Below are 11,908 nucleotides of genomic sequence, written 5' to 3' on the forward strand. Positions count from 1 at the left end.
TTGAACTTTGTTTTGAATAGCATCAAGCACACAAAACAGATTCAAATAATGTAATTAAAAATTGTAACGGATTGTAATAATCCATCTAAACTGTAAATTATGAAATCATTTGTAGAATATTCATCAGATTCAGATTTTTCCATTCATAATATTCCGTTCGGAGTAGCCGTTTTCAACAAAGAATACATCGGTTGCTGTACAAGAATCGGAGACCAGATCATTGATCTTGCAACCCTTTATGATTACGGATATTTCGAAGAAATAGAAGGTTTGATAGACAATGTATTTGAAGCCTACACTTTAAACGAGTTTATTGAGCTTGGAAAACCGATAACCAATGCCGTTCGTCAGAAAATTCAGGAATTGCTGCAGGAAGATTCTATCTTGTCTAAAGATGAAAAGACCATTGAAGAAGCGTTCTACGATCTTGATAAGGTAAAAATGATGATGCCTGTACACATCCCGAATTACACGGATTTCTACAGCAGCATTGAACATGCAACAAACGTCGGTAAAATGTTCAGGGATCCTGCGAATGCTTTACTGCCCAACTGGAAACATATTCCTGTAGGATATCATGGAAGAGCTTCCTCAATTGTTGTATCCGGAACTGAGATCAACCGTCCCAAAGGGCAGACAAAACCTGCCGATGTTGAAAAACCTGTTTTCGGACCTTCTAAACAGCTGGATTTTGAGCTGGAAATGGCATTCATTATCAATAAAAATACGGAAATGGGAGAAAGCATTTCTACCAAAGAAGCAGAAGATGCCATTTTCGGAATGGTAATTTTCAACGACTGGTCGGCCAGAGATATTCAATCCTGGGAATATGTTCCATTAGGACCATTTTTGGCTAAAAACTTCGGATCTTCGGTTTCGCCGTGGGTAGTTACCCTTGAAGCACTGGAACCTTTCAGAACCGCTTCCCCAAAACAGGATCCTGAAGTATTGGAATATTTACAATTTGAAGGTGATAAAAACTACGACATCAATCTTGAAGTATACATTCAGCCTGAAAGCGGTGAACAAAATCTGATCTGCGAAAGCAACTACAAGCATATGTACTGGAATATGACCCAGCAGTTGGCGCATCATACCGTAAACGGATGTAATGTTGAGGTGGGTGATATGTATGCCAGCGGAACCATCTCAGGAAGCGACCCGAAATCTTTCGGTTCTATGCTCGAACTGACGTGGAGAGGACAGAATCCGATTACTTTAAGCAACGGCGAAGAAAGAAAATTCATCAATGATAATGATACTGTAACGATGAAGGCCTGGGCTGAAAAAGATGGAGTAAGAGTGGGCTTTGGCGAAGTTTCAGGTAAAATTATTCCTGCTAAATAAATTTAATCAATCTAAAATTTAACACATTAGGCACAAAGAATTATAATGATTATTCTTGGCTAAAGAACACATAAGAATGAAAATCTTCGATTTTCATTTCCACAGCACAAACAGATGAAAAAACTAACAAAAAAATATGTTAATGAACTTACATACAAAATAATCGGAGCATGTATTGAAGTTCATAAAGTTGTTGGCCCTGGTCTTTATGAGGATGTTTATCATAAATGCCTGGAAAGGGAGTTTGACTTGCTTGGTATTCAATACAAAAGCGAGCTCGAAATACCGCTTATTTATAAAGATTTAAATATTAATTGCAAAGTAAAATGTGATTTCTTGGTCGAACATGCGATTATAGTAGAAATTAAATCGGTTGAAGAACTTCATAAAATTCATAAAGCACAAACTATGAACTACATGAACTTACTCAAAGTTCCGAAATCAATATTAATTAATTTTAATGTTTATAATTTATACAGTGAGGGGACCGAAACGTTTGTTAGTAAAGATTTTGAAAAACTCAGTTAATGAAAATCTTGATTTTCTATCTAATGTGTTCTAAAATATTTTTCAATCTTTAATCTAAAATCTAATGTGACTAATGTGATACAATTAAGAGAAAAATGAAAACACTCATCCCATCCGAAATAACACCTGTACAGCTGCAGACGGTGATGCAGACGGCCATCTCACCGAGGCCGATTGCACTGGCTTCAACGGTTGATGCAAACGGGAACAGCAATTTATCGCCGTTCAGTTTTTTTAATATGTTCAGTACAGTTCCTCCGATTCTGATCTTTTCCCCTTCGAGAAGAGTACGGGACAATACAACCAAACATACGCTGGAAAATGTGCTGGAAGTTCCTGAAGTAGTAATCGGAACCGTAAATTTTCCGATTGTTCAGCAGATTTCATTAGCTTCCACAGAATATGAGGAAGGCATAAATGAATTTATTAAAGCGGGACTGACTATGAAAGATGCAGATCTTGTTCAGCCTAAATTAATTGAAGAATGTCCAGTGAATTTTGAATGTAAAGTTCTGGAAGTAAAACCATTGGGAGATCAGGGTGGTGCCGGGAATCTTGTCATCTGTGAAGTACAAAAAATCCACATCAGAGAAGAATACCTGAATGAAGAGGGAAATTTGGATCAGGCAAAGCTTGATATGGTTGCACGTTTGGGAAGCAACTGGTATTCCAGAAATAATGAAAACAATCTTTTTGAAGTTCCGAAACCATTGGTAACAAAAGGGATCGGGTTTGATCTTCTTCCCGATCAGATAAAATTCAGCAAAATATTTACGGGAAATGACCTTGGGATGCTTGCTAACGTAGAAGTTCTTCCGGAAGGAGATTACCATAGTGATGAAACGATACACAAAAATGCACAGCAACTGCTGCTGGAAAGTAAGATCGATGAAGCATGGAAGCTTTTAGCTAAATAAAAAAAGGAGTGAAAATTTTCACTCCTTTTTATGTTATTCTTTAACTATTTTCTCTCTGATAAATTCAATACATTTCTCAACAACAGCATTGAGATTATCTGGTAAAACAGGCTTTTCCCAGGGTTCTTTCGCCCCAAAAGTATGATCTGCATTTTCTATTAAAAACATCTCGGAATTCGGATGCAGAATATGAAGATGCTCCGCATTTTTCACACTGACACTTTCATCTTTTGTTCCGTGAATAATCAGAAAATGAGCTTTAGCCATTTCGGTTGCTCTTTCTACATCAAAACGGTGTATGTCTTTCTCATAATCTTCATAAAACTGATAATAATGGGGCATTTCCTGTTTTGTACGGCCATTAGTAACAAAATAAACACCCGACTTTTTCCACTCCTCAAAAGCTTCATTTTTAGGAAAACGGTCCAGAGAATCAACGCTTGCCAGCGTGATTAAACCGTTGATTCTTTCGTCTTCATAGGTTTTAATAATGGAAATTCCGCCTCCCCTGCTGTGTCCGATTAAGATGATTTTATGCGCATCAACTTTGTCATTTTTGCTGAAATAATCGATTACAACTCCAAGGTCCGAAAGCTCTTTTGAATAATTATTGTTCCCAAATGATTCAAGATCAGCAAAATTATGGGGATCTTCAATGGTAGTTCCGTTATGCGAAAAATTAAATTTAACAAAGAAAAATCCTGCTTCTGCAAATTTCTCCGCCATCAAATCCCATGCACCCCAGTCTTTATAGCCTTTATAGCCGTGTACAAAAATAACAAGCGGTAATTGTTCTTCTTCTTCGGGATAAAACGCATCCGCAAGAAAATCTTTGGTTTCAGGGTTCGAAATAATAATATTCTGCTTTTTTGTGACCTCCATTTTTTATTGTTTTTTAAACTTTAAATATCTCAAACTCGAAAAATTTCCCGACTTTTTAAAAAAATATATATAAGATAAATTTTAATAGTGAGATTATTTTTACCTAAAAATAGCATAATTAGAAATAAACACAAAGTAAAAATCTTATTTTTGCCATATGTTGAATTTAAGAACAGTCACGGTCATGCGTTACATTCTGCCTCTTCGGGAAGGAGGTTCTCTCCCCGCTCTGGCAGAAGCGGATGATGATTTTAAATATGTTTTAAAATTCCGCGGTGCGGGTCACGGTGTTAAAATGCTGATCTCCGAACTTTTAGGCGGAAAAATCACCGAAGCTTTAGGATTACAGATTCCCGAGCTGGTTTTTGTAAACCTTGACGTCGATTTCGGAAGGACTGAAGCAGATGAAGAAATTCAGGATTTATTAAAATTCTCAGAAGGTCTTAATCTTGGCCTTCATTACCTTTCCGAATCTATTGCTTACGATCCGAGTGTAAAAATCGATCCGCTGCTGGCATCAAAAATCGTTTGGCTGGATGCTTTCATTACTAATATCGACCGTACTTTCAAGAATACCAATCTTTTGATGTGGCATAAAGAATTATGGGTGATTGATAATGGTGCATCCTTTTATTTCCATCATTCCTGGCAGAATTTTGATACTGCTGCAAAAACACCTTTTAAATACGTTAAAGATCACGTTCTTCTGCCACAGGCCACAAAACTCGACGAAGCAGACCGATTGGCAAAAGAGGTTTTAAACGAAAATATTTTCCGTGAGATCGTAAACCTCATCCCGGAAGACTGGCTGCATTGGGAAGATGCGGACGAAAGCCCGGAAGAAATCCGGGAAATTTATTTTAATTTCCTGAAAACAAGACTGGAACATTCTGAAATCTTTTTAAACGAAGCCAAAAATGCAAGAGGATAAAATTTACGAATATGCCGTGATACGTTTGGTGCCTAAAGTTGAAAGAGAAGAATTTTTCAACATCGGGCTGATTATGTTCTCGAAAAAGGAAAAATATATTCGGGTAGCGTATTACCTGTGTCCTGATAAGTTCCGGTTAATGCGCAGCAAGTTAGATTATGACGATATTCTCCAGAATCTTAAAAGTTTCCAGAAAATTGCTGATGGAGACAAAGACGGCGGGCCTATTGCACAACTTGACATCCCAGATCGTTTCCGATGGCTTACAGCCGTAAGAAGTTCTGTGGTACAGACTTCAAGACCTCATCCGGGAAAATCAAAAGATCTTGAGAAGACGTTTGAAAAGCTCTTTGACGAGCTTATTCTTTAAGCGCAGTTAAAACTGGATTTTTTGGTAAAGTTTTTGAGGGGTTTTGAGAATGAATAACTCAGCAATAATCTATTCTATGAATTTTCCCACGAACCATACATTATTCAGCAGGTTTATGATAAACCTGTTTTTTGTTTTCTCTTTAAGCCTTTTTACCTTCAGCTATGCTCAGGATCTGCCGGAAACCAAAAATCCGCCCAGCACACTGCTTCCTGAAAAAGCACTTTTCTCTGAAAATATAGTTTATAAAACAAACAGTTTGGGAACGCCGGTTTCATTAGATATATACAGGCCTAAAAATTCTGCAGCTTCCAAACTTCCGGTAGTGATTTACGTACACGGCGGAGCATGGGCAAAAGGCGACAAGATCGTAAGGGCAAATAATTACATCGAAAATTTTATTGCAAAACTCATTGAGAAGAATTTTGCAGTAATCAGTATAGAATATACGCTGGTAAGTGACAAAGTGCATTTTCCACTCCCTGTTGAAGATACAAAAGATGCAGTACGCTGGGTAAGGAAAAATGCTGAAAAATATAATTTTGATGAAAATAATATAGGTTATTTCGGAGTTTCTTCCGGGGCACATTTATCGCTGCTTGCCGCTTATACCGGTGACCGCGAATATACCGGCAGCCCGGAGCTTTCAGCCTATTCTGCGAAAGTAAATTATGTGGTTGATAATTTCGGACCGACCGATCTCAATAAACTTCTTCATACACGATTGGGAAAAGCTCCTGTAGCAGTAGTTGGATTATTTTTTAAACCGATTGTGGAAATCAGGGAAAAGCTGGTTTATGGAATTTCGGGTTATGATATCAATACGGAAAAAAGAAAGGCGATCGATTATCTTGAAACCGTTTCTCCTGTCAACGATACTGAGCATGGCGTTCCCACTTTTATCCTCCATGGAAATAAAGACAAAGTTGCTCCTTTAAAACATTCTAAAAAGCTGGTGAAAAAGCTGAAAAAATATCATATCGAAAACCAATTAATCATTGTAGAAGACGGTATCCACGGTTTTGGAACTACCGATAAAGCTTATCTGGATCAGCTTACTGATGATATGGTAAAATTTATCATATCCCATCATAAATAACGTATACATTATTAAATATCCAAACATTTAATATTTTTATTAATTTAAATTTAACCTCTGTGGTATGCGTTCATCTAAAGTCCGAATGTAAATCAGCTTTAAATGAAATTAAAATCTTTACTCTTTGTTGTTGCCTGTTTTTCAGTGATTGCCTGCGGTCAGGATGATTCTGCCGCAGAAAACCCACAGACTGAAACTCCCTCATCTCCAGAATCTATGTACTTCCCACCGTCCAACATTGATACCTGGGAAACAAAATCTGCATCTTCATTGGGATGGCACCAGGATAAAATCCAGGATCTGCTGAATTATCTTCAGCAAAAAAATTCCAAAAGCTTTATGATTCTCCAGAACGGCAGAATTGTAATGGAAAATTATTTTTCAGGACACACGGCAACAACGCCATGGTATTGGGCCAGTGCCGGAAAGACCTTAACCTCAACCGTTACCGGAATTGCCGAACAGGAAGGCTTTTTAAATATCAACAATAAAGTTTCAGCTTATATCGGAACGGGCTGGACGAGCGCTCCTTTAGCCAAAGAGAATTTAATTACCTGCAAAAATCTGCTGACCATGACTTCAGGGCTGGATGACAGCCTTGGTGATGATGTAAGTCCTGTCAATTTAAAATATAAGGCTGATGCAGGAACACGATGGGCCTATCATAATGTTTACGTAAAACTTCAGGACGTGGTGGCAGCCGCCACAGGCCAAACCTGGACCCAATATTTCAACACCAAACTGAGGGATAAAATAGGAATGACCGGAAGTTGGATCCAAAACGGTGACAATAGTGTTTACTGGAGTACGACCAGAAGCATGGCCCGTTTCGGATTACTTGCTTTAAATAATGGTAACTGGAACGGCAACCAGATCATCAACTCCGCCTATTTTCAAAGCGCAACCAACACCTCGCAGAATATCAATTTAGCATACGGATATCTTTGGTGGCTCAACGGTAAATCAAGTTACCATCTCCCGCAGACGCAGTTTCAGTTTAATGGAAAACTGATTCCGAGCGCACCGGATGATATGTTTTGTGCCTTAGGTAAAAATGACCAGAAAATATACGTTGTCCCGGGCAAAAAACTGGTCATCATCAGAATGGGTGACGCTGCGGATAATGTAAACCTCGCCCTGTCCGATTTTGATAATGTTTTGTGGCAAAAAATTAATGCGGTGATTAATTAAAGGTAATGGTGAATGGCCAATCTGCTTTGCAGTGAATTTAAAATATTGAAAATATATTTATCTTTATTAATTTACAATTATCAGCGCAACATCTTCACAATTTGCTTTTAATAATCTGGTTCGTCATACAGCTGGCTTCCCCAAAACTGCATATCTCTTTCCGGCAGATCGGAGTGATAAAAAATCTCCTTCATCTCTTCTATGATTTTTGCCACGGCATTGGCGTCTGTAGTTCTTATTCTGGTTTCATGATTATCTTTTACTCCGCTTCCTGTAAAATTAAGAGACCCTAAATAGGCAATTTCGTCATCAATAATGTAAATTTTACTGTGAATAAAGGTTTTATGGGAAGAATTTCCGTGAGTGGGAGAAACATAAACCTTAAAGGGAAAAAGCTGTTTATAGGTGTAATGATAGATCTTCGTCCTTTTTATCTTTTTAACAACAGAATCTCTTATCAAAAACATCAGAACAATCCCAATAAAACCGTAGGCAAAGGTTAAGTTATTTAAAAAATACATTAATGCAAGCAAAATAAGTCCTAATCCGATCATCGCAAAAAGCAGCATTCCCGAAAGGCTTATAAGATCATTTCTTTTTTGTTGTGATTTTTCATCAACATGTCTGTGCTGGATAATAAGCTTGTGAATATTTTTGTCATAGCCATAAAAATCTTCGATTTCATCACTGGTAATCAACCTTATTTTAATTCCTTTGGAATGTAGGTAAATAAGTTCTTTAATTAAGAAAGGCGACAGGTAAGGTGAGACAATTTTCACATTTTTTTGAGCATTTCTGATATCCTGCATCATTTTAGCGCCTGCATTTTTTCCTATATAAATATCGCAAAGCGCATTGTTGTAGAAAATTCCCATATCAAGATCAATTTTTTAATTTCTATTTAAGATAAAAAAACTTTGCAGAACAAATTCTGCAAAGCTGATGTTTAAATATTTACTGAAAATTTTACTTTTTTAAATTCTCAACTCGCTTGATTTCGTTAAGCAATAAAGGAAAAGCCGGCAGGGCCATTCCTCCGTGATCAAAACCCTGAAGTTCATATAAAGTGGTTTCTTTGTGACCCTTCAGCTTCATCATACGGGCCATATAGGCATTTTCTTCATATCTTCCGAGCAGTTCTTTTTCCCGGTCACCGGTTATGAGAAGCAACGGCGGCGCATCTGCCCTGATGAAATGAAGCGGTGCATATTCGTCGATTCTGGCATCCAGTTCATCAATTCCCCTTTCTTTTCTTGTAGTAAAATGGGAAATCATCTGTCCGCTGAAAGGAACGATTCCCGCAAGCTTATTGGCATCAATTCCATATGTATTAAGATACATTTTATTTAATCCGACCATAATCGCCAGATAACCTCCGGCTGAATGTCCGGAAATAAAAATTTTATTTTCATCACCTCCGTATTTTTTGATATTGTTGAAAACCCAGGCCGTTGCCGCCGCTGCATCTTCAATATACTTGGGAGCATTTACTTTTGGGGAAAGCCTGTAATTGACACCGATTACTGCAACACCCTTGTTTTTCAGTGGTTCGGGAATTTCTTTTTGTCCGCCGGTTATTCCTCCGCCATGAAACCAGATTATGGTAGAAAAGTTCTTTACATTTTTTGGAATATATATATCCAGAACGCATCTTTCGTTAATGTAAGCATCGGATGCATTCTTTTTTTCATCATAATAATGAATGTTGTTTTCGGTACGGTATTCCTGTGAAAAAAACGGCGCTGAAAACAGGGTGAGCATTAAAAATATCAGAATCCTTTTCATTGTAACTTTGTTTATGGTTTAAAGATACAAATTGAAGTTCAGCTAAATAAAAAATGAACCCGGAAAAACCGGATTCATGGTAATTTGAGCAAAAAATATATACTTAAAAATTGAAATTAAGTCTTGTAAACACAAATCTTCCGTTCTGCCCGAACTGCGAGGTAGAACGTGAATAGATAAACTGATCGTTATTACTGGATGCAGGAAGGTTTTTTGTAGGATAAATATCAAACAGATTGTTCACCCCGGCCGTAAGTCCTATATTTTTTGTAAACTGATAGGCTAAAGATACATCGGTAATGATTTTGTCTGTAATTTCCTGGTGCTCATTAGGAGAAATCACTCCGTCCCCGTTGGCATCAATAATATCAGGACTTGTCACTTTACCGAAATAGGTATTTCTGAGATAGAAAATGGCTTTGCCCAAGGTAAGCTGATTAGATAAACTTGCCTTTACTCTTGGTACGGCTTCTTCCAGGTAAACTCTTGAAGCTTCTGAAAAATAAACATTTTCAAGATTCGGAGATTGTAGTGAGCCTGATGAATGAATGTCTCCCACTTTTCGGGTCTGGTTAAGATTGATCGCGAAACTGTTATCCAGTTTTATATCAGAGAATTTTGCATTATGCGCAATTACAAGATCCAGTCCTCTGGTTTCTGTGTCTATTGCATTAGTAAACAGCTGTACGGCATTTACCCTTTCCGCATCATAGATAACCTGAGTCGCTGGAGAAACCGCTGATCTTGCAAACTGGCCGGTAAGAAGAATCCTGTTATCAATTCTGACAAAATATCCGTCTGCAGTAAAGGTAAGTTTGGCAGAAGGAATTTTGTAGGTAAATCCTACGCTTGCAGATTTTGAAGTTTCCTGCTTCAGGCCGGGGATTCCCAGTAAATTGGCAATTCTGGAATCATTGCTGAAAGTTCCCACTTCCAGAAGCTGTCCGTTGGTGAAAAGCGTTGAAGTTACGTTATAATAAATCTGGTGAATAGAAGGCGCCCTGAATCCTGTAGACCCGGCAAACCTGAAATTAAGATCTTTATTCAATTTAATCCTTGAAGCTAATTTATAATTGAACGTAGAGCCGAAATCTGAATAGTTCTCATATCTCACGGCTGCATCTGCCAGGAACCAATCGGTAAAATTAAATTCAAAATCAGCATATCCGGCGACCGCCTGGCGGTTTTTATTTACTGCATTTTCCGGCTTAAATCCACTGAATACCTGAGATCCTCCCGGAAGCGCCGCTCCGAAAAAATCGGTAGGACGAGGAGAATTTCCGCTCCACACATTCCCGGAAACATCATAAGTGGCGTAAGAAGCTTCTTCTCCCGCTGTTATTTTAAAGTTTTCGTAACGATGTTCTGCCCCGAATGCTATGTTGATTCCGCTCCAGACATCATATTTTTTAGAAAAATCCAGGTTGATGGTGTTTTGGGAAAATCTAAGTCCACCTGCATCAAATTCATTCGGAGAGTTAAATCTTAAAGACGTATTTCCCGTATTTTTTATATCATAGCTAAAAGAATTCTGCCCAAATGTATTGCTGAAATCAACATTCCAGCCTTTCCAGTTTCCTTTAATTCCTGCAGAAAGCGATAAATCCTGAATATCTGTTCCGATCTGCGGCAAATATCCGTTCGGGTATAATCCTGTAAAAGTTCTGCTTTGGTTAGGTCTTCTGTAAAAGCCTCCGGATGTACCGTGCCTGAAGCTGTACCCACCAAACGTATAGATTTTCCAGTTGTCGTTCAGCGGAACTTCAATATTGGCGAAAAGCTGGTGATTATTCAGTTTCGACTGTCCAACCTGCATATTGAAATCTTTTCTGTTCAATCCACGGTAAGCCAGCTCCTGATCGGTTACATTGGCGCCCAAAAGTCCCTGTAATGCAGAAATTGTAGTTGCCGACTGGATCTGATTCTGATAAGCCTGGGAAAAATAATTTACATCCTGCGCATATTGGTGAATATAATTAATAATCTGCTGTGAGTTTGCCGTATTGTTGATGTTGCTGAACAGTGAAGAAAGATTGATACCGTTATTTAGAGCACGCTGTTCAATCGCATTGTAGGCATTGAAAATATTTCCGCTTTCCGTTCCCGCTCTGAAAGTAGGATTCCGGAACTGTGAAGTCCAGGTAATATTGTAGAAACCTCCTCTTTTCCCGATTTTGTTTCCGTAATTAAGATCAACCTGAATATTCTGACCGTCAAAATCTCCGGTATGATCATTTGCTGCAGGCGTAAGATTTCCGCCATAGCTCAGCTGCCCTGTCAGTTTTCCGGTATCTCTTTTCAGTCCCAAGTTGATAACTCCGGCAATGGCATCAGAACCGTACTGAGCAGAAGCGCCGTCTCTCAGAACTTCAATTTTATTAATTGCAAAGGATGGAATAGCATTCAGATCTGTTCCCACGGTTCCCCTTCCCGGTGATCCGTTCACATTTACGAGTGCAGAAGTGTGTCTTCTTTTTCCGTTTACCAGAACCAGCACCTGATCCGGACCAAGACCTCTCAGCTGTGCAGGGTCCAAATGGTCGGTACCGTCTGCATTAGTCTGTATGGTAGAAGTAAATGACGGTGCGATGAAATTAAGAATCTGTGCAATATTGGTCTGTGGTAAAATAACCGAAGATTCTTTAATATTGAAAACGTCCACCGGAACAGGACTGTCTGTTTTTGATCTTGCTCCGCTCCTGGATCCGAGGATAACAACTTCCTCTAAATTATTTGTTTTTACCGAATCTTTTTCCTGTGCATAGGTAAATGTTCCCAGGAAAAATAATACTGAAGCCGAAAAAATAGCTTTTTTATTTCTCATACATTGCTCTTTACTATTTGAAGCAGCAAATGTA

The 11,908-nt window shown here is 38.3% G+C and carries 11 protein-coding genes; 7 read left to right on the forward strand and 4 right to left on the reverse strand.

The window, feature by feature from the left end; translation table 11 throughout:
* Positions 1-99 precede the first annotated feature (99 nt).
* From fahA to ACYT6F_RS00910, 3 genes are all read left to right on the forward strand, one after another.
* Positions 100-1,347, forward strand: coding sequence for a fumarylacetoacetase (fahA, locus tag ACYT6F_RS00900; protein ID WP_472599462.1), 1,248 nt, complete (start codon positions 100-102; stop codon positions 1,345-1,347).
* 114 nt (positions 1,348-1,461) lie between these two features.
* On the forward strand, positions 1,462-1,875 hold the full coding sequence (locus ACYT6F_RS00905; RefSeq protein WP_472599463.1) for a GxxExxY protein: 414 nt from the start codon (positions 1,462-1,464) through the stop codon (positions 1,873-1,875).
* A 95-nt stretch (positions 1,876-1,970) separates the two neighbouring features.
* On the forward strand, positions 1,971-2,792 hold the full coding sequence (locus ACYT6F_RS00910) for a flavin reductase family protein (protein ID WP_472599464.1): 822 nt from the start codon (positions 1,971-1,973) through the stop codon (positions 2,790-2,792).
* 33 nt (positions 2,793-2,825) lie between these two features.
* On the opposite strand, the gene ACYT6F_RS00915 is transcribed toward ACYT6F_RS00910, so the two are convergent.
* A complete protein-coding gene (locus ACYT6F_RS00915; protein ID WP_472599465.1) occupies positions 2,826-3,674 on the reverse strand; it encodes an alpha/beta hydrolase family protein in 849 nt (282 codons plus the stop codon).
* A 157-nt stretch (positions 3,675-3,831) separates the two neighbouring features.
* On the opposite strand from ACYT6F_RS00915, the gene ACYT6F_RS00920 reads away from it, so the two are divergent.
* The 4 genes from ACYT6F_RS00920 (at position 3,832) to ACYT6F_RS00935 (ending at position 7,265) form a co-directional block, all read left to right on the forward strand.
* Positions 3,832-4,605 carry a HipA family kinase gene (locus ACYT6F_RS00920; protein ID WP_472599466.1) on the forward strand — a complete coding sequence of 258 codons (774 nt, stop codon included), beginning with the start codon at positions 3,832-3,834 and terminating at the stop codon, positions 4,603-4,605.
* Complete coding sequence (locus tag ACYT6F_RS00925) at positions 4,592-4,975, forward strand: DUF3037 domain-containing protein (RefSeq protein ID WP_169232482.1); 384 nt, start codon at positions 4,592-4,594, stop codon at positions 4,973-4,975. Before ACYT6F_RS00920 ends, ACYT6F_RS00925 begins: the two co-directional genes overlap by 14 nt.
* Before the next feature lie 76 nt (positions 4,976-5,051).
* Positions 5,052-6,074, forward strand: coding sequence for an alpha/beta hydrolase fold domain-containing protein (locus ACYT6F_RS00930; RefSeq protein ID WP_472599467.1), 1,023 nt, complete (start codon positions 5,052-5,054; stop codon positions 6,072-6,074).
* Positions 6,075-6,176: 102 nt separating this feature from the next.
* Positions 6,177-7,265 carry a serine hydrolase domain-containing protein gene (locus ACYT6F_RS00935; RefSeq protein WP_472599468.1) on the forward strand — a complete coding sequence of 363 codons (1,089 nt, stop codon included), beginning with the start codon at positions 6,177-6,179 and terminating at the stop codon, positions 7,263-7,265.
* 107 nt (positions 7,266-7,372) lie between these two features.
* Here ACYT6F_RS00935 and ACYT6F_RS00940 read toward each other — a convergent pair whose 3' ends face one another.
* From ACYT6F_RS00940 to ACYT6F_RS00950, 3 genes are all read right to left on the reverse strand, one after another.
* Complete coding sequence (locus tag ACYT6F_RS00940; RefSeq protein WP_472599469.1) at positions 7,373-8,140, reverse strand: phospholipase D-like domain-containing protein; 768 nt, start codon at positions 8,138-8,140, stop codon at positions 7,373-7,375.
* 91 nt (positions 8,141-8,231) lie between these two features.
* Positions 8,232-9,050, reverse strand: a complete 819-nt coding sequence (locus ACYT6F_RS00945; protein WP_472599470.1) for an alpha/beta hydrolase — start codon at positions 9,048-9,050, stop codon at positions 8,232-8,234.
* 103 nt (positions 9,051-9,153) lie between these two features.
* Positions 9,154-11,874, reverse strand: coding sequence for a TonB-dependent receptor plug domain-containing protein (locus ACYT6F_RS00950; protein WP_472599471.1), 2,721 nt, complete (start codon positions 11,872-11,874; stop codon positions 9,154-9,156).
* Positions 11,875-11,908 lie beyond the last annotated feature (34 nt).

The sequence above is a fragment of the Chryseobacterium sp. NG-CE01 genome (genome assembly GCF_055695505.1).

What these genes read in the sequence shown, in the direction of transcription:
- ACYT6F_RS00905 (WP_472599463.1), top strand. Translation starts at nt 1,462, where the DNA reads ATGAAAAAACTAACAAAAAAATATGTTAATGAACTTACATACAAAATA.
- ACYT6F_RS00935 (WP_472599468.1), top strand. Translation starts at nt 6,177, where the DNA reads ATGAAATTAAAATCTTTACTCTTTGTTGTTGCCTGTTTTTCAGTGATT.
- ACYT6F_RS00930 (WP_472599467.1), top strand. Translation starts at nt 5,052, where the DNA reads ATGAATTTTCCCACGAACCATACATTATTCAGCAGGTTTATGATAAAC.
- ACYT6F_RS00910 (WP_472599464.1), top strand. Translation starts at nt 1,971, where the DNA reads ATGAAAACACTCATCCCATCCGAAATAACACCTGTACAGCTGCAGACG.
- fahA (WP_472599462.1), top strand. Translation starts at nt 100, where the DNA reads ATGAAATCATTTGTAGAATATTCATCAGATTCAGATTTTTCCATTCAT.
- ACYT6F_RS00945 (WP_472599470.1), bottom strand. Translation starts at nt 9,050, where the DNA reads ATGAAAAGGATTCTGATATTTTTAATGCTCACCCTGTTTTCAGCGCCG.
- ACYT6F_RS00920 (WP_472599466.1), top strand. Translation starts at nt 3,832, where the DNA reads ATGTTGAATTTAAGAACAGTCACGGTCATGCGTTACATTCTGCCTCTT.
- ACYT6F_RS00950 (WP_472599471.1), bottom strand. Translation starts at nt 11,874, where the DNA reads ATGAGAAATAAAAAAGCTATTTTTTCGGCTTCAGTATTATTTTTCCTG.
- ACYT6F_RS00915 (WP_472599465.1), bottom strand. Translation starts at nt 3,674, where the DNA reads ATGGAGGTCACAAAAAAGCAGAATATTATTATTTCGAACCCTGAAACC.
- ACYT6F_RS00940 (WP_472599469.1), bottom strand. Translation starts at nt 8,140, where the DNA reads ATGGGAATTTTCTACAACAATGCGCTTTGCGATATTTATATAGGAAAA.
- ACYT6F_RS00925 (WP_169232482.1), top strand. Translation starts at nt 4,592, where the DNA reads ATGCAAGAGGATAAAATTTACGAATATGCCGTGATACGTTTGGTGCCT.